The sequence below is a fragment of the Acinetobacter sp. Colony158 genome, assembly GCF_019264745.1.
In the GTDB taxonomy this organism is placed as follows: Bacteria; Pseudomonadota; Gammaproteobacteria; order Pseudomonadales; family Moraxellaceae; genus Acinetobacter; species Acinetobacter ursingii.
Genome location: NZ_CP078523.1, coordinates 1,431,966 through 1,453,614, shown reverse-complemented (window position 1 = coordinate 1,453,614; position 21,649 = coordinate 1,431,966). Strand labels below are relative to the sequence as shown.

Genomic DNA, 21,649 nt, shown 5'->3' with positions numbered 1-21,649 from the left:
TACACACATAATTTTTAGGAATTATGATAATGAAAAAGGTTTTGCACGGCATTCGATCATTTAATGCCTTGGGGTTGAAAAAACATTGTATCGCTGTGGCGATTTGCGCTGGACTCGGGATGACGGGACTCAGTGCAACCTACGCAGCAAGTCCAAACGTGAATCCACCTTCACTCAGAGCAAGCGCACCAAATGTTTATGTCGTTAAAAAAGGCGATACATTGTGGGATATTTCAGGAAAATTTCTGGATAAACCTTGGCGCTGGCCTGAAATCTGGGCAAGCAATAAACACGTTAAGAACCCGCACTGGATTTATCCCGGTGATCGCTTGTTGTTATGTACGCTAGATGGACGTCCACTGGTAGGCCGTGACGAAGGTGATGGTTGTGAAGGTATTATCCGTCGTTATTCGGGACGAACCACGCTACAGCCTCAAGTTCGTATTGAACAACTCAGTAATACGATTCCTGTGATTCCACTGGACAATATCAAACAATGGTTAGATCGTACCACCATTGTCGCGAGTGACAGTATCGAAAATACACCTTATATTTTAGGGACAGCAGATCAGCGTGTACTGGCAGGTAAAGGGCAAAATGTTTATGTACGCGGTCAGGGCCTAACTTCGGGTCAACGCTATGCGGTCTATCGTAAAGGCGAACCTTATGTGCTGACAGATGCAAATGGCAAAAAACACACCGTGGGCTTGGAATTACTGCAAGTCGCTTCAGGTATTGTGACTCAAGTCGACCATGATATTGCCACCATGGAACTGACCGATAGCTACAATGCTGAAGTTCGTCGTGGTGATCTGGTCATGTTTGAACAAGAAGCCATGTTACCAACTTTGTTCTATCCAACAGAAGCCAATCAGGTGACTCAAGGTGGACAGATCATTCGGGTAATGGGTTCAATCGGTTCTGCTGCTAAAAATAGTGTAGTCACCATTGATCGTGGTCGTCTGGATGGTGTGCAATCAGGTCATGTTTTTGCAATTTATCAACAAGGTGAAACGGTTCAGGACCCTAAAACCAAAGAAAGAATCAAATTACCAAATCAGAAAGTCGGAACCTTGATGGTATTTAGAACTTTTGACCAACTAAGCTATGCCTATGTGTTAGAAAGTTCCCTACCGATTAAAGTGGGTGCTGAGATTTTGCCTCCCCGTCTTGACGATTAAAAACCCATCTTATGCTAAACAATTTGAATCCTCATCACTACCACACCATTGCGGTGTGGTATCTGGTGCAACATTCTCTTTCTGCATTTCAAAAAATCAAACATCATTTTGGTGATTGTGAACAAGCCATGTTGCCCCAACATTTGGCGCAGTGGTCACAGTTGGGCTTACATGCCAGTCATCTGAAACGTGTTCAAGAATATCAAAGCGATGCTGGTCAACAGGATTTTGCTAGACTGATTAATTTGGTAAAACAGTACACCGATTTTATTGTTACACCCGATGATACACTATACCCATCGCAACTGCTTCCTTATGAAGATCGCCCACCGATTATTTTTGGGCAGGGTAAAGTTGATGCCTTACTACAACCACAAATTGCAATTGTAGGTAGCCGCAAACCTAGTCCACATGGTCGACAGGTCGCTTATGATTTTGCTTTTTATTTAAGTGAAAAAGGCTTCTTTGTTAGTAGCGGTCTGGCACATGGGATTGATGAAGCAGCACATCAGGGTGGTTTACAGCATCAGCGTAGTATCGCGGTCATGGGTACGGGTCTGGATACGACTTATCCGACAGCCAATCAAGATTTACGCCAACAAATAGCACAACAAGGTGCAGTCATTAGTGAATTTTTACCGCAAACCTTGCCCTTACAACGTCATTTTCCACGGCGTAACCGAATCGTGAGTGGCTTAAGTCTGGGAGTACTGGTGGTTGAAGCCAAACAGCAAAGCGGCTCATTAATCACCGCCAATGAAGCAGCCAAACAAGGCAAACTCATTTTTGCGATTCCAGGGCATATTTATAGCGAATTTCATCAAGGTTGCCATCAACTGATTCGGGAAGGTGCAATTTTGGTTGATCATCCTGAACAGATCATTGAAGATTTAGCGCTGCCAACACAATGGCAAATCAATCAGCAAGTGCAACCTGACTCAACTGAGCAAACTCATCATATCCCAGAGCATTTAATTGGCTTATATCAACAACTGGATTGGATCGGACAAAGTATCGATCAACTCGCTCAAAACTTTACTGGATCAACTGCCGAATTAACTGGTCAATTGATGGAACTTGAACTCTCGGGACTATGTATGCAACAGGCTGGTTTATATCAACGTTGCCGACCAAACTATTAACGTTCACAATAGCGACTGTTTTTATCCAAGCAGGACATCATCATGCTGACCACCTCCGTTGTAGAAGCAGCACAAAGCTTAAAACAGGGCAATGTGCTTGCCTATCCTACTGAGGCCGTATGGGGATTAGGTTGCGATCCTTTTAATGAACAAGCCTTTCATAAAATTCTCAGCCTAAAACAACGCCCGATTGAAAAAGGGGTTATTTTACTGGCAGGTCATATCGATCAAGTTCGACCTTTACTTCTGAATCTTGATTCAAAACGACAACATCAGGTGATTCAAAGCTGGACCGATCGCAGCGTGACTGAACGTGCGACCACGTGGCTACTTCCGGTCAATGCAGCACAAATTCCCAAGTGGATTACCGGACAGCACAGCCAAGTCGCGGTAAGAGTTACGACACATGCCTTATGTGTGGCGCTGTGTCATGCATTTAACGGTTTTATTGTCTCCACCAGTGCCAATCCCGCGGGATTAGAACCTGCACGTTCTTTGCAGGATGCGAGTCAATATTTCGACTCAAAAGTTGATTATCTCAATGGTGATTTAGGCTTGAGTCAAGAACCGAGTCGTATTATCGACGCTCAGACAGGGCAGGTCATACGCGCTTAGAGTCACCCTAAGTATTGATCGTTAATTTGTCTAAGTTAAGTTTGCTTATTCAATGCTGAAACATTGATCTTTGAAAATAAAAAAAGCTCAACCATGTAGATGGTTGAGCATAAAAAGGATGTTTTTCAATCACATCCAGAGGGTAAACTAAATCTGGTTGCAATGACTGATTAGAATTTAAGTCATATTTTGCAATGAATGTATTATGGATGATTCCTTTATCTTATACAAATATATTATTTATCTTATAAAAACCTATAAATAATGAGCATTATTATTCAATTATACTTAATAATTAAAATTATCACTCTATTTTCATTCATTTTTTTAAAATTTTGAATTTATTGTCATATTTTAAATTTATTTAAAAATCATATAGAAACAACAATCCAACGGCTCTTTAAGCAAATTATTTTAAAAGATTTAACGCTGATGAATAGATCTCTGAGTACGTGATCTATTCATCATTAGGGTTCTTGTTTTTAAAAACCTTAAGGAATAAATGACTTACCTAAAGAGGCAGGCAAATTCATTTGCAGTAATTTTTTATCCCGCGAAATGACCACCAACACTAAAATAGTTGCCAAATAAGGTAAGGATGCCAACAGTTCAACAGGTAGGTCTAAACCCAAAGCCTGTGCATGGAACTGTAAAATCGTAACACCGCCGAATAAATATGCACCAATCATCAACCGTGCTGGCTTCCAAACTGCAAATACCACTAAGGCAATCGCAATCCAGCCACGACCTGCCACCATATTTTCCACCCACAGTGGCGTATAGACGGTCGATAAAAATGCACCGCCAATTCCCGCCATTGCACCGCCAAACAGAACTGCACCGTAACGAATCAATAACACGGGATAACCCATGGCATGTGCCGATTCAGGGGATTCTCCAACAGCTTTAAGCAATAAACCCAGCTTAGTTTTTGCCAAAATCCACCAGATCACAAAAAACGTTAAAATCGACAAATACACGACATAGTTTTGATGGAACAAAATCGGGCCAATAAAAGGAATCTCGGAGAGCACTGGAATATCTAGCGCTTTTAAGCCTTCTAGGCTGTTACTCACGAAATGTTGTCCCACAAATGCCGATAAACCTACACCAAAAATGGTCAGTGCGAGACCACAGGCTGCCTGATTGGCTGCTAGAGATAATGCCAAAATTGCAAAAATTAAGGCGGCTACCATCCCTGCAATTGCACCTGCGATTAAACCCGCGGCAGGCCCTAATCCCGTGCTTGCACAAAAAGCAAAACCTGCAATTGCGCCAATCAGCATCATTCCCTCAACGCCTAGATTGATCACACCTGTACGTTCTACCACTAATTCTCCCATCCCTGCAAAGATCAGTGGTGTACCTGCGGCCAGCGTTCCGGCCAGAATTGGAACTAAATCAATCATGCCTGACTCCTAAGCTGTTTCAGTTGATACAAGAGAAGCTGTATTTTTTTTCATGGTTTTAGACTTGCCAAAACGATAGCGATTTTCGATAAAAGCATCGGCTGCCAGTAAGAAAAACAACAACATGCCCTGAAATAATCCTGTAATTGCGGCAGGGAGTTGTAGATTGAGCTGGGCTGTTTCCCCGCCGATGTAAAGCAGAGCCATCAAGAAGCCTGACAGTACAATTCCAATCGGATTTAATCGGCCTAAGTACGCGACAATGATTGCTGCATAGCCATAGCCTGGAGAAATATTAGGATTAAGCTGTCCGACAGGCCCCGCGACTTCACCCACTCCTGCAATACCGGCCATAAAACCTGAAATCATCAAGCTAAACCAAATCGCCTGTTTGGCAGAAAAACCTGCGTAACGTGCCGCATCAGGCGCTTGTCCACCCACTTCGAGCTTATACGCCAGAAAACTGCGTTTACTAAACAACCAAAATGCCAAGACTGCAAAAATGGTGACCACGATCAAGGCATTGATCCGTGTGCCTTCAAATAAAATTGGAAACAAGGTTCCATCATCGAACATTACCGATTGTGGAAAATTCATACCTGCTGGATCTTTCCACGGCCCATTAATTAGGTACAGTAAAATGAAGGTCGCGATATAATTCAGCATTAACGTGGTCAGCGTTTCCTGTGCATTAAAATGGGTTTTTAATAAAGCAGGAATGGCTCCCCACAACGCACCACCGATCGCCCCTGCAATCACCATACATGGCAATACCCAAAATCCTGAAACTCCCTGACAGGCAATGGCCAGTCCACCCCCAAAGATCGCCCCCATAATCAACTGACCTTCGGCACCAATATTGAAAATACGAGCTTTAAATCCAACAGATAAACCTAATGCAATTAAAATTAAGGGACTGGCTTTAATTATCAATTCACTCCAGCCATACCAACTGGATAATGGCTCGATAAAAAACACCTGAAACGCTTCAAGTGGATTTTTCCCTAGAGCCATAAACAGCAAGCCACCAATAGTGAAAGTCGCGACCAGCGCAATGATAGGTGAAAGCCACTTCATTAATGTCGATGGATGATCACGTGGTTCGAGTAAATGCATATATAATCCCCGTTCAAATGAAATGGTCTAAGCTGTTGCGCTTAAAACACTTGAGCTTTCAGCTTGCCGATTTAATCCTGACATCATCAAACCAATGGCTTCTGCATTGGTTTCGCTGACAGGTTGAGCTTGGCTCAGGCGACCTGCCGCCAGAACAGCAATTCGATCACTGATCTCAAATAATTCTTCCAGTTCTTCAGAAATCACGATGATGGCAACCCCTTGACGGGATAAATCAATCAAAGTCTGCCGGATAAAAGCTGCGGCTCCGACATCAACACCCCAAGTCGGTTGTGCCACCACCATGACCTTTGGCTGTTGTAAAATTTCACGTCCTACAATGAATTTTTGTAGGTTACCTCCCGATAAGGAACGAGCAGCAGCTTCAGTGCCAGAAGCTTTTACTGCAAATTTTTGAATACAGTCCTGTGCAAACTGACGTGCTTTTTCATAACTGACCAGTCCATAACGAACAAAACCTTGTCGAAATGCGGTCAACAATGCATTTTGAGTTAAACTCATGGCAGGCACTGCGCCACGTCCCAGACGTTCTTCGGGGACAAAGCCAAAACCCAATGCACGGCGTTGTCCTGCATTTAAATTCCCAATCGCACGACCTTCTAACAGGACACAATCTTTGGCTGTGGTGATTTCACCAGACAAAGCGGTCAAAAGTTCAGCCTGACCGTTTCCAGAAATCCCTGCAATCCCTAAAATTTCACCTGTTTTTACACTGAGCTGAATATTCTCAAGGGATGTCCCAAAAATATCGGGTGCCTGTACATTGAGCTGTTTGACTTCAAATATGGGCAGACTTTCACCTGTATAAACTGGATGTTCGTAAGCAGGAAGATCACGACCTATCATCATTTTGGCCAAACTAGCGGTACTTTCTTGTTTTGGAATGGCCGTGCCTGTAACCTTTCCACCACGTAAAATAGTGGCACAGTCACAGAGCGTTTTTATCTCATTGAGTTTATGACTGATATATAAAATTGATACGCCTTCGCTGGCCAGACGGCGTAGGGTTTCAAATAAGGTCAACACTGCTTGAGGCGTCAGCACTGAAGTCGGTTCATCTAAAATGAGCAATGATGGGTTTTGTAATAGGCAACGAACAATTTCAACCCGTTGTCGTTCCCCGACCGATAAACTATAAACGGTTCTTTTTGGATCGATAGGCAATCCATATTTTTCAGACACCTCAATCACGCGTTTGGATAAGGCGTTTAGATCAAATTTTTCATCCAAGCCCAATGCAATATTTTCCACAACGGTCAGGGTTTCAAATAACGAGAAATGCTGATAGACCATCCCAATACCCAAACGTCGGGCTGCGGCAGGACTTTCGATACTCACCGAACGACCATTCCAGACAATTTCTCCTTCATCGGCTTTGACAGCACCATAAATAATCTTCATCAGGGTGCTTTTACCTGCGCCATTTTCTCCAAGCACTGCATGGATTTCACCTGGTGCGACATGTAAGCTAATTTGATCATTGGCGACTAAGCTGCCATAGCGCTTGGTAATATTGATCAGTTCCAGACGATTTTGCTGCATAATAGGCGTTGACTTGTTGCTCGTCGTATTGAAGACAGGATCAACAGAGACTGTATCGGAAGGTAGTGCCATCATGTCATCTCTTTGGTTCAGGTGATTGAAATGAAGCAAGGGACATGCCATGCTAAAATCACATTGCTTTGGTAGATATAGATCATTTAAAAAATAAAATAATGATCAGCTTCAGGCTTACCTCAAGACCAGAACCCCTGATGGGCTTGTGCTGCTTCTTCACTTAAACACGGTCCAATCACTTGTATAGCTCGTTGTCCACTGGCAAAGACCTGTCGGCAAGGTAAAGACAAGGTTGGATTTTCTGGATGATTACCCGTGATTTCGAGTAATTGACCCTCACTCATGCCATAAACCACGCGACCAATGCCCGTCCAATAAATAGCACCTGAACACATCGCGCAGGGTTCTGCATTGGTATATAACGTGCAACCTCGAAGCTGTTCTAAGGGTAACAGTCGCGCAGCCTGTCCTGCGGCTACAGTTTCTGCATGGCGAGTCGGATCACCTGTGGGTGGTAATGAGTTATTGCCTGCCTGTGTCACGATTTCCCCTTGTGCATTCACGACAATTGCAGCAAAGGGATGTAAGCCTTGTTGTTTGGTTTGTTCTGCCAGTTCAAAGGTTTTTCTTAAAAAAAACAGGTCTTGAGCTGTGGCCTGATCATGTGTTGTCATTTCGCTGTCCCTTGGGATTCAATGGCGTTTGAGCATGAGCATGGAGCGTAAACAAGCTAAGGTCTTGTTGCTTACGCTCAACCTGCATCCTCAATACATTTTAGAAGTGGTAGTCCACACGAACCATTGGAGTACTGGCTGTTGCGCCTTTTCCTGCAAAACCATCGGTATCATTGCCGAATTTATTTTTCCAGTACTCATAACCTGCACCAGCACGCAACTTACTGCCTTTAAGACCTATCACTGAACTTAGGTCATACATCACCCGTGCATCGATATGGGTTTCAGCTTTGGTATCGCCACCCGATTCATTTTTTCCTTTAGAGTCAATCCAGAGTGCATAACCTTCAAAAGATAATGGTGTTTTTGCAATCGGAATGCCCCAAGTGAATTGAGCTGCTGCATGTGTATCGTAAGTATAGCGACCAGAAGAATAGCCAAAACGTGGTGTATCTGAGGAAGGATCATTACTTTCAAATAATGCCAAGATGCTAAAATCTAGAAAGCCAGGCACATCAAATTGAATCGTTGGTCCAACCACCCACATCCGCTTTTTAGAACTATAACTATCATTTTTGGTATTCCAGTCCAACCCTGCTGTTAAACCTGCGCCACGAATGTAGCCTGGTACAGATAAGTTGGTTTTGGTGATTGCACCTAAATCCAGATAGCGACGGATAACCACATAAGCTTCCTGAGTGCCTTTATTGTTGGATTGCGTGCTATTTGGCTCATCATTAGACTGAAGCAAGTCGACATTAAAGAAATTTGAACCATATTTATCGCCACTGGCATGGGTCAGGTTAAAAATTTGTTTGGTAATATCAGTACGGCTGCCATCTGCATCATTTTTATACGGTTCAGCAAATTGAGTGCCGTAGCGCCAACCAATCGAAGTATCACTCCATGTTGCGGCCTGTGCAGATTGCATGACACCTACTCCCCCTAGAATAGTCGCCATAGCAGTCATTAACGTTTTAAGTGCATTACCTTGTTGTAATACTTTCATTACACATTTCCCCTTATCACCTTGTTAAGATCAAAGCGCACAATATTCGTTTCAAGATACTGATTGATTGCTTTGTTAAAATCACGTTTGCCCCAATGCAAAACGATCTGACTTAGAGATAAAGGCAAATTTCCTACCAAAGATTGGCATATTAAAAATGTACAATGTTGCTTATGTTAAAATAGATATAAACCCGCAATTCAGTCTTTTTTTTAATCGAATTTCATGAAAATACAGAGCATTAAAAGCACAGGGCAATAGCTGCACGACCTCCCTGTGCTTGAACGTAAGTGATTGAGAGAATGAAACTGCGAAGAATTAATTGACCACATGACTATCATTTCTCAGCACCGAAATCACCAAATCACGGAACCAACGAAATTCAGGAGAGCGGTGCTGGCGTTCATGCCAAAGTAGATAATAAGAAATTTTAGGAAACTGAATCGGTGCTGTCGAAATCGTCAACGGCAATAATGCACTATAATGGCGAGAAAATGAGCGCGGTGCAGAAAAAATCGCGTCAAGTTGTAGCAACATGTACGGAATCATCCCAAAATACGGAATAAATGCCACAATATTACGTTTCAGTCGTTCTTTAGATAAATGTAAATCGATGACACCACGCTGGCCAACCGTATAAGGCGTGGGTGCAATATGATCAGCATTTAAATAATCATCCATGGATAAAGGTTTGTTGGCGAGTGGGTGTAACTTACGCATCAGGCAAACGACTTCATCTTCAAACAGTGGCGCAAGCCGTAAATATTCTGGGGGTTGTGGCCAATTGCCAATCACCGCATCATACATGCCACTTTCCAGTGCATGGGCATAATCCACATTGTGTCCCATCGAATGCATAATCACCGTACAATGCGGAGCTTCCACATGAATCCTACGCAGGATTTCACCAATCGCGATCGGATTTAAATAATCGGATGCCGCCAGATTAAACACTTGGCGCGATTGCGCAGGATCAAAATTGACTTGCTGAGTCGCGATCAGTTCGAGTTGGCTAAGTACCTGACTCACAGGCTCAAGTAGAGATAATCCGCGCTCAGTTGGTGTCATGCCATTTCGACTACGCACCAAGAGCTGATCGCCCGTAATTTCCCTGAGTTTTTTTAAAGCAGTACTAATGGCAGGTTGTGATTGATTCAGTCGTTTGGCTGCATTAGATACACTTTTTTCAGTCAAGAGCACATATAACACTTGCAATAAATGTGCATCCAACGCTTCCCATTTGTTTGTAGGATGAATCACCAAGCTGTCCTTATTTTACTAAAACGAAGTTTATAGGCAAAATTTATACCATCTCTGGTATGCAATAGAACAGCACTATTCACAATGATGAAAATAAAAACAGTTTTTTTATGAATTATTTCAATTGACAGCCAATAAACCCGCCATGGGAATAAAGTGGCTTTGATGACGAATACGATTGATCCAGCGACGAATATGCAAAAATGGCACTAAGCTCAGTCCAGCATCCCATGCCAGCGCGACTTGTGGAAAGACCATCAAATCAGCAATCGTGGGTTGTGAGCCCAATAAATAGCCCTGCCCAATAACGGTTTGCTCACATAAGTGATCATCTAATTCGCGTAATTGTTGTGTTGCCTGTTGGATCAGCTGTTCCTCATTAGATAAAAATTGATCGACCGACAAATTCGCCTGACGTAAGATTCCTAAACTGAGTTTAAGTGTTTCATTAAAATCAGACCAACCCTGTATTTGTGATGACAAATTTTCAGGCATCCATTGCGATTGAGTTTGTGTTATTTCAAGCAGTTGTTTAAAAATAGGCATCAACCCAGAACGGTTTGACGTGGAATCGAACAAAACTGGACATTCAAATTTGCGCTCCAGTTGCTCGACATCTGCATAGATGGATTGATAAGGGAGCTGTAAAAACTCAAGTAGCAAACGAACGCTGTAACAATCCGTGGATAATGGATCATCTGCGAGTTGAAAAGCCGTTTGTGATTGATTTAAGTTCATGCCACATGCCCCCTGTGGGTGTTTTGATGTACACCATAACTCCAGTTTTTCGCGATCAACCATTTACGATAGGCGGTCGCCAGTGCATCGGCTTTAGTTGGAATTTCCAATTTTTCAAGTGGAAGTTTCAAAGGCAGATGATTTTCCAGAATCGGTTTATCCTGTGTAAAAATTTTCTGCTGAAACAATACCATATCGGTCATGCTACTGGTCTGATCATCCAGAATCATGAGTAAATGCGCCCGAATATGAGTTTCACTCAAGGGTTGAATAAACAGACACACCACATCGGCAGGAATAATTCCCTCAGCCGCAGTATTCACTTTATATAAAATCGCATTTAAGGGGGAAGCAACACGATAAACATATTCAGTTTCCTGTGGCTGAGGAGAACTCGGTGCAGCAAGCGGTTGAGTAAAAAAACATTCCGTTGCCCAAATTTCATCGACCTCTTCACGCCATTCAACTTGATAAGGTTTGACGGCGGTTTCTGGTTCAGCGCCCAATATCCCTGTATGTACGTAAGGAAAATGTGCCATATCCAGAAAATTTTCAATACCACGCAATGGCGAAGTCCGCACACCATAAGCGCCACAGGGTACACGGCGGGCGGCGGCAACATCATATTCTTGTAGCTGAAATAGTGGTTTTTTCTCAGTACCAATACACAACCAGACAAAGCCATAAGCCGCTTGTACTGCAATATCTGATGGAGCAATATCGAGTGCATCAAATCGAATCTGATACACTTTTTCAGCATGGATAATATCTTGCTGGATCGTCAAATTATGACCATCCAGACGAGTTTTGATCTGTTGCTGCTGAACAAACTCCTGTTCAGATGCCACCACAATCCACTCGCCAACCAAGCTTGGTGCAAGTGATGGAAGATGCTGATTAGACATAACTCAATTGCTCCAACTCCAAATCCTGTCGCATCTGATTTAACAGAGGATGACGCTGGGTTGCATGTTCTTCTTGTAATAACATGGCATGTATCGTCACCACATTGGACTGAGTAGGTGTTAAATAAATGCGTAGCGCGGAATCTTTAGCATGACCTTGCCACACTAACCGATTGTGACTAACGCAGTCACTTATCCCCAGTTCAGATAGATAATCCTGTACCTGAGGCAATGTCGTCGACAGTGTTACCGAACCTGCATAAACGAACGGCACCTCCTCCAAAGGAAGATCAGCACAATAATCAGCATCACCGCCATACCAAATCATGCCTGACTTTTCAGTGACAGCATAAGACTTGGCACATAAACTTTTCGGCGCACGTTGATCAGGTTGAGCAGGTATTCGCTGACAATGCCCATCTTCAGCCGCAAACTGCCAACCATGATAGGCACACACGAGACTTTCGCCTTGTACTTGTCCCAGACTTAAACGCACACTGCGATGCGGACAACGATTTTCCCAAATTTGGACATGACCCTGCATAGAGCGCCATACGGCAACATCTTTATCCTCTACCAGAAATTGTTCCACTTCACCCGCTTCGATCAACATCGAAGGAACTAAAGGGATCCATTGTCCTGTGATCATGTCCATCTTCCTCAGAAAAACCATTGACTTAAATTTTACAATTTATTTTGGCAATACGCCCTGAACACCTTGTACATAGAAGTTCATCTTATCCAGTTGTGCTTCGGTATAAATACTGCCTGCTTTCACAAACTCTTTGCCAGCTTGTGTATACAGTGGACCTGCAAATGGATTCAGTTTACCTGCCTTAATGGCATCACGACGAGCCAAAACCATTTTTTTAGCGTCAGCCGAAACTGCTTTTCCAATATTTTCCACATTGACCGTGCCTTCTTTGACACCATAATAAATCGGCGCATTGGTCCATTTGTTCGCAGCAACATCTTTCAGCACTTTTTCATAAATCGGATCCCAATGCAGTACCGCCGCAGCTAATTGCGCATCGCCACCAAATTTACCCATATCCGAATTCCAACCGAGACCCCAAACCCCTTTTTGCTTGGCCGCCTGTACCACTGCTGGCGAATCGGTATTTTGTAATAACACATCGCACCCTTGTGAAATCAAGGCTAAAGCAGCATCACGTTCTTTACCCGGATCAAACCAAGAACTGACCCAGACCACTTGGGTGGTAATTTTTGGATTGACACTACGCGCACCAATAGTAAACGCATTAATATTGCGCACCACTTCTGGAATTGGATACGAACCTACAAAACCAATTTTACCAGTCTTGCTCTTACTTCCCGCCAATACACCAAGCAAATACGCACCCTGATAAGTACGAATATTATAGTTGCCCATATTTTTGCCAGATTTATAACCTGTGGCATGCATAAACACCGTATTTGGATAAGTACGTGAGACTTTCTCCATTGCATTCATATAACCAAATGACGTGCCAAAAATGACCTTATTGCCTTGTTGCGCGAGGTTACGAAAAACACGTTCTGCATCACCTGTTTCAGGCACATTGGCCACAAAAGTGGTTTTCACCACCCCTTTAAAATCTTGTTCGGTACGAATACGCGATTGATCATGTGCGTAAGTCCAACCATGATCCCCCGGTGGGCCTATGTAGACAAAAGCAGCTTTGAGCGGATCAGCGGCATGTGCAGTCGTTACGACTGTGGCTGTCGTCGATAAAGCGCCGATAGTGAGTAAACCGCTACTGGCTGCACAAAATGCAGTCTTTTTGAATTTCGAAAATAATTTGGAAAATAAACCCTGTTGGCTTTGATCATGAAGCTGATTTGGATTTTTGTTCATTTCAACAGACATCGCACTACCCCATTTTTGTTATGGTATAAAGACACCAGAAAATAAACTTACGCTGAACCAAAGATTTATTTTCCAGAACACATCAAGCTAAAATGCAACCTTTGCGCCAACATGAGCTGTGTTGTTTTTAATTGATCATTTTTAAATAAAGGTTATATAAAAACTAAAATAGAGCCAATGAATCGATCAAATCAAAATTTAAATAAAACAAAAATAATCAATAGGTTATACAATGCACACATTACAATATGACTTTAGCTTATTGCTTGATAAACGTTTAAGAATCGCCATTGTTTTCATAGCGTAGAGATTCTGCACAAGTGTGGAACATCCCTGTCCACCCCACTGTTTAAAAGCCATATATCTAGTTTGGAATGATCTTTTTGGTTTTTATTGATGTTTTCTTTTGCGCCAAAATGATGCCTAACAAGATCATCATTCCACCCAGTGTATGATAGATCGTCCAGTGTTCTGACAACCATAGACTGGCAATAATTGCTGTAAATACAGGCATCAGATTCATAAAAATACTGGTTCGATTGGGTCCAATTTGCTGAACAGCCACCATCCACAATAATGGTGCAATCAGTGATGGAAAAATGCCCGCATAAAAAACACATGGTCCATTTTGGAGATTAATCGGATCTAGTCCCAACCACACAATAAAGGGCAGGTGATAAATCAGGGCAAAACCGATTTGCACATATAGACTGATCAATAACGGAATCTGTAACTGCCATTTCTTTAAAAACACCCCATAAAAGGCATAGAAAAACACCGCAACAACCATGATGGCATCGCCCCAATGCCCACCACTTTGCAATAAGTTGGCAAGATGTCCCTGACTCATGACATACATGAGACCGAAAAAAGAAATCAAACTCCCAATCACGGCGAATTTGTTGGGGATATCCTTTAAAATAAACATCGAGACAAAAATGGTAAACACTGGAATAAAGGCATTGATAATCCCCATATTGGTCGCAGTGGTATAATGTGCAGCACTATAAGCCAGTCCTTGATATAGCACCATCCCAAAGGCACTTAACACCGCCAGTTGACCCAAATGCCGCCGTACCAGCATCCGTTGTTTCCAGACTTGAGGCAGGATAAAAGGTGTCAATACTAAAAATGCCACCAGCCAGCGATAAAAACTAATGCTCACTGGAGAAATATAATCGGCCACATAGCGAGTCACTGTAATGTTCAGCGACCAAATTAATACAGCCAGCATGGGCAGTAACAATGCCCACCAATGAACTTTTGCAACATCTTTCATGAATTTTTCAAACTAAATGAGAATAAATCTATTTTATCCTTGTCGAGATAAATTGAAATATCGCAAATCAGACATTTGTATCGCAGTTAAGACATCACTTATTGATCAAAATCGGGTTATTGATCAAATAAGTCCCATGCTTTCATGGCATGTTCCACCACATGATTTAATTCATCAATTTCTGCGCCATCCCGTGCCTGCACCGTTAAACCTTGAATCACAGTACAATAAAAATCAGTCATCGTTGCAATAGGCGCATGTTTAGATAAATCACCCTCCAGAACACCTTGTTGTAAGCGTTCACATAGTTTTTGTTTGGTCGCTAAACGTTTTTCAAGTAGGTTATATTGTATATCCTGCGCTTGTTCCGAGCCATTCATGGCAGCAGTAATTAACATACAACCTTTGGGCTTATTGGGTTGAGCCAAACGCTTGACGTTGTCATATAGATACAGTTCAAATGCAACCTTGGCGGTTTTAGCTTCTAAAAAAATGCGGAGGATCGGACAAGCTTCATGAGCCAGATAATAATCAATACATTGATAGAACAGCCCGGCTTTGTCACCAAAACTACTGTATAGACTCGGTGCCGTCAGTTCCAACGCTTGAGTAAGATCACTGATTGAGGTGGCTTCATAACCATGCTCCCAAAACAACAACATGGCTTTTTCCAAAGCCTGTTGCTCATTAAAGCACTTTGGTCGACCGCGTTTTTTCTTTGCTAACGCAATCGGCTCATCCAAAACCAGTGTTTTATCTAATTTTGTCATAAAGCTCACAGCTATTTTTATAACAATCATTATTAAATTAATTGACGCTGATATTTTTTTCAACTATTTTATTTTCATAGTGATCACTATGAAAATAAATTGACGCATTTCTATTCCTACAATAAGGTTGAAATTCAATGGATAGCTCAACACCCATTCCGCCCAGTCCCGCCCCACAAGGTAGCTGGCTGGCGATATTGGCAGTTTCGATTGCCGCATTTGCTTTGGTCACCAGTGAATTTTTACCGATTGGTGTCCTCAATAGCGTGGCCAGCGATTTAAATATTTCAACCGGTACGGCTGGGCTGATTATTACCCTTCCAGGTGTAATGGCTGCTTTTGCTGCGCCTTTACTACCTGTGGCGATGAAACAACTCGATCGTCGTTATGTGCTGATTTTACTCACCTTCATAATGGTCATTGCAAATACGATTACTGCATTTTCTGACAATTTTACCCTGCTGTTACTCAGTCGATTAGTTCTAGGGATTTCAATTGGAGGTTTCTGGGCGACTGCAATTGCCCTGAGTGGCAAACTGGCACCCAAAAGTTTACCCATTGCCAAAGCCACAGCCGTCGTCATGGCAGGTGTGACACTAGCCACCGTGCTAGGTGTTCCAATTGGCACATGGTTAAGTGAGTTTTATGGTTGGCGCAGTGCCTTTGCGATCACGGCAGTCATTGGTTTTATCGTGCTCGTACTTCAAGTTGTATTTTTACCGCCATTACGCCCTGATGCTGCCATTCATTTACGTGACTTGCCTGCTTTACTTCGTATTCCGAAAGCTCGTAGTGGCATGTTAATTGTACTGCTGATTGGGCTGGCACATTTTTGTGCTTATAGTTATTTGGCACCATTTTTTAAACATATTGCAGGCTTTGATGGCACGACCATTGGTATGTTGTTATTACTGTATGGCATCGCGGGTGTTTTCGGTAATGCGTTTGCAGGTTATAGCGGTAATTTAAATATTCGTTATACCTTAGCATTTGTGGGAATCTGTTTTGCCATTGTATTCTTTGGATTTCCGGTGTTTGCCATTCATGAAACAGGCGCATTTATCTTAACTGCTTTATGGGGTTTTGCATTTGGCGCATTTCCAACCTCAGCCAATATCTGGATGTTTGTGCATGCACCACAAGCCGTCGAAAAAGGAATGCCGTTATTTGTTGGCTTATTTCAGGTGATGATTGCCAGTGGATCATTACTTGGTGGTTTTGTGGTTGATCATTTTAATGAAAATATTTTAATTTATGGTGTACTCAGTTTTATTCTTTTAGCTTTGCTGTCTATTTTCACGTTAGCTAAAGGTTTAAATAATCCGAAAATCAGCTGTGAAAATGAAGCATGAATGATGTAATTTCCCCAACACAGAATGCCTTACAAAATCTGGCTCAACAATTGGAAATTCACGAATTCTTTTTCCATCCGCATGACAGTGTGTGCCCGCATTCTTCACTGTGGGGAGATTTCAACTTCAGTTTAAATGGTGTGCTTGAAATTCAGGTGGGTGAACGTACCTTCTTGGCACCGCCTAATTATGGTTTGTGGTTACCGCCACAAACCAGTCATTTTTGTGTTGCAGTCGATCAACCGACGCATTTTATTTGTATCAGAGTCCATCCTGATCTTTGTTCACAGTTTCATGCCAGTCCTAAAACCCTCGAAATCCGACCTTTTTTTCATGCCTTGGTAAAAGAGTTATTACATGATCAGTACTCTCCAGATTCGATAGAATATCTGCGCTTATTACAGGTCTTGTTCGATCAAATGCTGGCAGCAGATTGTTATGACCATTATTTACCACAGACAAATCATCCCATCTTAGCGCCTATTCTGGATCAGCTAGGACAAGCCCAGTTGTTTAATTCTAGTTTGCAGCAGATTTTACAAAGCTTTCAAATTAGTGAGCGTCATGCACTACGTTTGAGCCAGCAGGAATTACAATTATCTTTATCAGAATGGCGTAATCGCGCCAAAATTGTGTATGCGATTGGTCAAATTCAGCAAGGGACGGCGATTAAACGGATTGCATTGGATTTAGGTTATCAACATAGCTCCAGTTTTATTGAATTTTTTAAACGCTATACAGGTCAAACTCCCCTTCAAATGAAATAAACAGAGTGCATTGTGGATAACTTTACGGTTATACACAGAAATCCCGAGTAAAACACTTGCCTTTCTGCATAAATCTCCTTAAAACAAGATATCTCTTTTATGTATGCAACTTTAAGGACTTATATGAGCAATTCAGTCTACGACATTCCAGTCAACACGATCTCAGGGGAAGAAGCCACTTTAAATCAGTATCAAGGCAAAGTGCTATTGATTGTTAATGTTGCCTCTAAATGCGGTCTTACTCCCCAATACGAAGGACTGGAAAAGCTATACCAATCACAAAAAGAGCATGGTTTAGAAATTCTAGGTTTTCCAGCCAATAATTTTTTGGAACAAGAGCCTGGTACAAATGATGAAATTCAACAGTTCTGCTCGTTGACTTATGATGTACATTTTCCGATATTTTCCAAAATTTCTGTCGTAGGTGAAGATAAGCATCCGCTTTATCAAACTTTAATCACTGCACAGCCTGAACGTATTGGTGAAGGACCGTGGTGGCAAGATTTAGTCGAATATGGTCTAACCCCAAATCCAAAGCCTGAAGTTCTCTGGAATTTTGAGAAGTTTTTAATCAATAAAAAAGGTGAAGTGGTGGCACGTTTTGCACCCGATATCACTGCGGATGACTCTCGTTTAGTCGATGCCATTCAGGCAGAGTTAGCAAAATAAAATTTTGCTACAAAGATGACAAATCCTATGTTTTGTCATCTTTATTTTTAGAATAAATAAAGTTTATTTAAAAGCAAAACTCATCACAAAATAATGAAAAATAAAATCTTTAATCACATTGAAATATTATATTTCTCATTGATTTGTCGTAGAAATAGATTAATTTATATTCAGATAATGACCTCTTAAAACAAAAACTGGAATGGCTAAAATGAAACAAATACTACGCTGTTTACCATTCGCCCTGATCGGACTATTGGCGCATACAACCCATGCTGCAAGTCCAACTCAGGTAACTTATCTAATTAAATTTAATACGCCTGTGACCGATCGTTTATTAAACTCGATCAATTTTAACCAACAATTTCAGGGAAAAATTAAATTCATTTATCAACATGCTTTTCAAGGCGTTGCTGTTCAAATTCCACAAAATGTAGAACAGGAATTTGTTCGTATTTTAAAATTAAATCCCACAGTCAGCCTGATCGAAAAAGATCAAGTGTTTAAAAGCAATGCCACGACTCAAGCCAATGCGACTTGGGGATTAGATCGCAGTGATCAGCGTAACCTTCCCTTAAATTCGACCTACAATGCCGATGGTAATGCTCAGGATGTACCCGTCTATGTGGTTGATACTGGGGTGCTGGCTTCTCATCAGGATTTTGCTGGTCGAGTGAAGGCGGGTTATACGGCAGTATCTGATGGTAATGGCACCACGGACTGTAATGGTCACGGTACACATGTTGCAGGAACGATTGCAGGTACAAAATATGGTATTGCCAAATCTGCTTCTATCATCCCTGTTCGGGTACTGGACTGTAATGGTTCTGGAACAACATCAACAGTCATTGCAGGATTAGATTGGGTTGCCTCTCAAAACCCAAGGAATGCGGTGGTTAATTTGTCACTCGGTGGTGGAACTTCAACTGCACTTGATGATGCAATTAATCGGGTTGTGAATAAAGATATTGTCGTGGTGGTCGCAGCTGGCAATAACAATGCCGATGCGTGTAACTATTCTCCATCACGAGTCCCAGCGGCGATTACTGTAGGCGCAACCACCAATCAGGATCAACGCGCCAATTATTCTAACTACGGAAAATGTCTGGATGTCTTTGCGCCTGGCAGTAATATTACTTCGGATTGGTATTCTAGTAATACAGCGACAGCAACGGCCAGCGGCACCTCGATGGCAAGTCCACATGTGGCGGGATTGGCCGCTATTTTACGAGCAATATATACAGGTGAAAACGTATCACAAATTACCAATCGTATTCTCAATAAAGCGACAACGAATAAGGTAACAGATAGCCAGACAGACTCACCTAATCGCTTGCTTTACACCCGTTTATAACCTTTCTTATTTCTTGAATACAAACCTTGATAGATGAAGGTTTGTATTCAGGGTATTTTTGCTTTTGTTATAATTTTGCAAATCTCAATTCTCCCTCCATGTTTTCATCATATTCTAAGAAATTAAATACTGATTTTTTTAATTATGACATTTTTTTCTGGTCGATCTCTGCTGATCTCCGCTCTTATCGTAACCACTATGGCTTCATTACAAGGTTGTGATCAGCCTCCCACAAATAATGCGCAGGAAACGACAGCATCAGATCATGAGGCGACCGCCCAAATCACTGATCAAACGACTACAGACAGCCCATCTTCCGATTTTAAAAGTGGTAATTTCTTTTATATCGCTCGTGATGTCGCAGATCTGCAACTACGTGCAGGTGATTACATTCAACAACTAAAACAAACTCAAACAGAACTACAGCAAGCCATTCAAGACAAAGATAGTCGTCAATTACAACAAACCGCTATGACCTTGCAGCAGCAACTCCAAGGCTTTGATCAGGCATTAAACAGTTTAAATTTAAAAAGTCAGGAAATTGAAGATGTTCGTAAAAAAATACTGGAGAGCAACCAACAGGTATTAAAAAGTCCGTTTTTAAATGGACAAGTCAACTGGGATCAGGTCAATTTTAAACAGATCGAACAGCAAATGAATAATGTTCAAAGCGAAATGTTAAAGTTGGCAAGCATGATGATTCCGCAATCAGATTCCGCTCAATCTGAAACATCTCAAGAAGCTTCTGATACTGACTCATGAAATGATAAAACCCACTCTTAAAGGAATGGGTTTTGATTCGATTCAGTGGTGAAACACTTTATTTTTTAAAATCAATCACAATACGGCCATCGATTTTACCCTGTTCCATCCGATCAAAAATATCATTGATATTTTCTAGCGGCTCCACACTGATGTGTGCTTTGACCTTACCACGTGCCGCGATATCCAGTGCTTCTTTCAAATCTAGTCGTGTACCGACAATCGAACCACGCACCGTAATACCATCCAATACCATATCAAAAATCGATAGGTCAAACTTGCCTGGTGGTAGACCATTCAAGACCATGGTGCCACCACGACGAATAATCGAAACCGCTTGTTCAAATGCCTTTGGTGAAACCGCCGTAACCAATACGCCATGACAGCCTTCACCAGTGGCTTTTAATACTTCTTCTTTTACATCTACCTTAAGTGCATTGATTCCAACATCAGCCCCTAATTCTTTGGCTAATGCTAGTTTACTGTCATCGACATCGATGGCAACCACATTAAAACCCATGGTCTTTGCATATTGCACCGCCACATGACCCAAGCCACCAATACCTGAAATCGCCACCCAATCCCCTGTTTTGGCTTCAGTCATTTTCAGGCCTTTGTAAACGGTCACGCCTGCACATAAGATTGGCGCGATTTCGAGTAAATCCACACCATCTGGAATCACACCGACATATTCACCATCCGCCAGACAATATTCGGCAAAACTTCCATTGACCGAATACCCTGAATTTTGCTGTTCCTTACATAAGGTTTCCCAACCTGCGTAACAATGTTCGCAATGTCCACAAGCTGAATATAACCATGGGATACCGACTTTATCACCCACTTTCAGGTGAGTAATTCCTTCACCAATCTCTACAACTTCACCCACGCCTTCATGACCTGGAATAAACGGTAGACTCGGTTTAATTGGCCAATCACCATGCATGGCATGTAAATCAGTATGGCAAACCCCAGTCGCAATCATCTTGACCAGAACCTTGCCTGCGCTGACTTTTGGAATGTCTACATCCTTGATTTGTAGCGGTTGATTAAACTCGGTGACCACCGCAGCTTTCATTGTGCTTCCCATTTTATTATCTCCGTCTTATGTCATATTAAGAATTTGTTCATTATTATAAGAACCATTCTCAACTATAAAGCAGAATAAAATGACTAAGGTTGGAGTTTGGTAGGTTATT

At 42.0% G+C, this 21,649-nt stretch carries 21 protein-coding genes; 8 read left to right on the top strand and 13 right to left on the bottom strand.

Going from position 1 to position 21,649, the window contains the following annotated elements; genetic code table 11:
* The first annotated feature begins 29 nt into the window (after nucleotides 1–29).
* The 3 genes from JR005_RS05880 to JR005_RS05870 are packed head-to-tail and all read left to right on the top strand — an operon-like array spanning nucleotide 30 to nucleotide 2,938.
* On the top strand, nucleotides 30–1,181 hold the full coding sequence (locus JR005_RS05880; RefSeq protein WP_218665713.1) for a LysM peptidoglycan-binding domain-containing protein: 1,152 nt from the start codon (nucleotides 30–32) through the stop codon (nucleotides 1,179–1,181).
* 11 nt (nucleotides 1,182–1,192) lie between these two features.
* On the top strand, nucleotides 1,193–2,323 hold the full coding sequence (gene dprA, locus JR005_RS05875) for a DNA-processing protein DprA (protein ID WP_004985578.1): 1,131 nt from the start codon (nucleotides 1,193–1,195) through the stop codon (nucleotides 2,321–2,323).
* Nucleotides 2,324–2,365: 42 nt separating this feature from the next.
* Nucleotides 2,366–2,938: an L-threonylcarbamoyladenylate synthase gene (locus JR005_RS05870; RefSeq protein ID WP_218665712.1), complete on the top strand. Its 573-nt coding sequence runs from the start codon at nucleotides 2,366–2,368 to the stop codon at nucleotides 2,936–2,938.
* Nucleotides 2,939–3,429: 491 nt separating this feature from the next.
* Here the strand turns inward: JR005_RS05870 and JR005_RS05865 are convergent, their stop codons facing one another.
* From JR005_RS05865 to JR005_RS05810, 12 genes are all read right to left on the bottom strand, one after another.
* The gene (locus tag JR005_RS05865) at nucleotides 3,430–4,347 is read right to left on the bottom strand and encodes an ABC transporter permease (protein ID WP_218665711.1); all 918 of its coding nucleotides are present in this window, start codon (nucleotides 4,345–4,347) and stop codon (nucleotides 3,430–3,432) included.
* Between the two features lie 9 nt (nucleotides 4,348–4,356).
* On the bottom strand, nucleotides 4,357–5,463 hold the full coding sequence (locus JR005_RS05860) for an ABC transporter permease (protein WP_218665710.1): 1,107 nt from the start codon (nucleotides 5,461–5,463) through the stop codon (nucleotides 4,357–4,359).
* Nucleotides 5,464–5,490: 27 nt separating this feature from the next.
* Nucleotides 5,491–7,101, bottom strand: coding sequence for an ABC transporter ATP-binding protein (locus JR005_RS05855; protein WP_416378507.1), 1,611 nt, complete (start codon nucleotides 7,099–7,101; stop codon nucleotides 5,491–5,493).
* A 119-nt stretch (nucleotides 7,102–7,220) separates the two neighbouring features.
* Nucleotides 7,221–7,715 (bottom strand): nucleoside deaminase, encoded by a 495-nt coding sequence (locus tag JR005_RS05850; protein ID WP_004985588.1) that lies wholly within the window; start codon nucleotides 7,713–7,715, stop codon nucleotides 7,221–7,223.
* Nucleotides 7,716–7,815: 100 nt separating this feature from the next.
* The gene (locus JR005_RS05845) at nucleotides 7,816–8,724 is read right to left on the bottom strand and encodes a hypothetical protein (protein ID WP_004985591.1); all 909 of its coding nucleotides are present in this window, start codon (nucleotides 8,722–8,724) and stop codon (nucleotides 7,816–7,818) included.
* A 318-nt stretch (nucleotides 8,725–9,042) separates the two neighbouring features.
* Entirely contained in the window at nucleotides 9,043–9,984 is a 942-nt protein-coding gene (locus JR005_RS05840) for a LysR substrate-binding domain-containing protein (protein WP_004985592.1), read from the bottom strand.
* 120 nt (nucleotides 9,985–10,104) lie between these two features.
* A complete protein-coding gene (locus JR005_RS05835) occupies nucleotides 10,105–10,722 on the bottom strand; it encodes a glutathione S-transferase (protein WP_151724616.1) in 618 nt (205 codons plus the stop codon).
* A complete protein-coding gene (locus JR005_RS05830; RefSeq protein ID WP_218665709.1) occupies nucleotides 10,719–11,627 on the bottom strand; it encodes an aromatic ring-hydroxylating dioxygenase subunit alpha in 909 nt (302 codons plus the stop codon). Before JR005_RS05830 ends, JR005_RS05835 begins: the two co-directional genes overlap by 4 nt.
* On the bottom strand, nucleotides 11,620–12,276 hold the full coding sequence (locus tag JR005_RS05825) for a Rieske 2Fe-2S domain-containing protein (RefSeq protein ID WP_004985598.1): 657 nt from the start codon (nucleotides 12,274–12,276) through the stop codon (nucleotides 11,620–11,622). Before JR005_RS05825 ends, JR005_RS05830 begins: the two co-directional genes overlap by 8 nt.
* A 42-nt stretch (nucleotides 12,277–12,318) precedes the next feature.
* Nucleotides 12,319–13,497 (bottom strand): BMP family ABC transporter substrate-binding protein, encoded by a 1,179-nt coding sequence (locus JR005_RS05820; protein WP_004985599.1) that lies wholly within the window; start codon nucleotides 13,495–13,497, stop codon nucleotides 12,319–12,321.
* Nucleotides 13,498–13,861: 364 nt separating this feature from the next.
* The gene (locus tag JR005_RS05815) at nucleotides 13,862–14,776 is read right to left on the bottom strand and encodes a DMT family transporter (protein ID WP_151724614.1); all 915 of its coding nucleotides are present in this window, start codon (nucleotides 14,774–14,776) and stop codon (nucleotides 13,862–13,864) included.
* Between the two features lie 116 nt (nucleotides 14,777–14,892).
* A complete protein-coding gene (locus tag JR005_RS05810; protein ID WP_104794584.1) occupies nucleotides 14,893–15,546 on the bottom strand; it encodes a TetR/AcrR family transcriptional regulator in 654 nt (217 codons plus the stop codon).
* 137 nt (nucleotides 15,547–15,683) lie between these two features.
* On the opposite strand from JR005_RS05810, the gene JR005_RS05805 reads away from it, so the two are divergent.
* The 5 genes from JR005_RS05805 (at nucleotide 15,684) to JR005_RS05785 (ending at nucleotide 20,450) form a co-directional block, all read left to right on the top strand.
* Entirely contained in the window at nucleotides 15,684–16,898 is a 1,215-nt protein-coding gene (locus JR005_RS05805) for an MFS transporter (protein ID WP_044435770.1), read from the top strand.
* Nucleotides 16,895–17,665: an AraC family transcriptional regulator gene (locus JR005_RS05800; RefSeq protein ID WP_104794585.1), complete on the top strand. Its 771-nt coding sequence runs from the start codon at nucleotides 16,895–16,897 to the stop codon at nucleotides 17,663–17,665. The genes JR005_RS05805 and JR005_RS05800 overlap by 4 nt, the downstream gene beginning before the upstream one ends.
* A 123-nt stretch (nucleotides 17,666–17,788) precedes the next feature.
* The gene (locus tag JR005_RS05795; RefSeq protein ID WP_004985611.1) at nucleotides 17,789–18,334 is read left to right on the top strand and encodes a glutathione peroxidase; all 546 of its coding nucleotides are present in this window, start codon (nucleotides 17,789–17,791) and stop codon (nucleotides 18,332–18,334) included.
* Nucleotides 18,335–18,545: 211 nt separating this feature from the next.
* Nucleotides 18,546–19,688: a S8 family peptidase gene (locus JR005_RS05790; protein ID WP_218665708.1), complete on the top strand. Its 1,143-nt coding sequence runs from the start codon at nucleotides 18,546–18,548 to the stop codon at nucleotides 19,686–19,688.
* A gap of 144 nt (nucleotides 19,689–19,832) precedes the next feature.
* Complete coding sequence (locus tag JR005_RS05785; RefSeq protein WP_218665707.1) at nucleotides 19,833–20,450, top strand: hypothetical protein; 618 nt, start codon at nucleotides 19,833–19,835, stop codon at nucleotides 20,448–20,450.
* A 58-nt stretch (nucleotides 20,451–20,508) separates the two neighbouring features.
* On the opposite strand, the gene adhP is transcribed toward JR005_RS05785, so the two are convergent.
* The gene (gene adhP / locus JR005_RS05780; RefSeq protein WP_218665706.1) at nucleotides 20,509–21,540 is read right to left on the bottom strand and encodes an alcohol dehydrogenase AdhP; all 1,032 of its coding nucleotides are present in this window, start codon (nucleotides 21,538–21,540) and stop codon (nucleotides 20,509–20,511) included.
* Nucleotides 21,541–21,649: the final 109 nt, after the last annotated feature.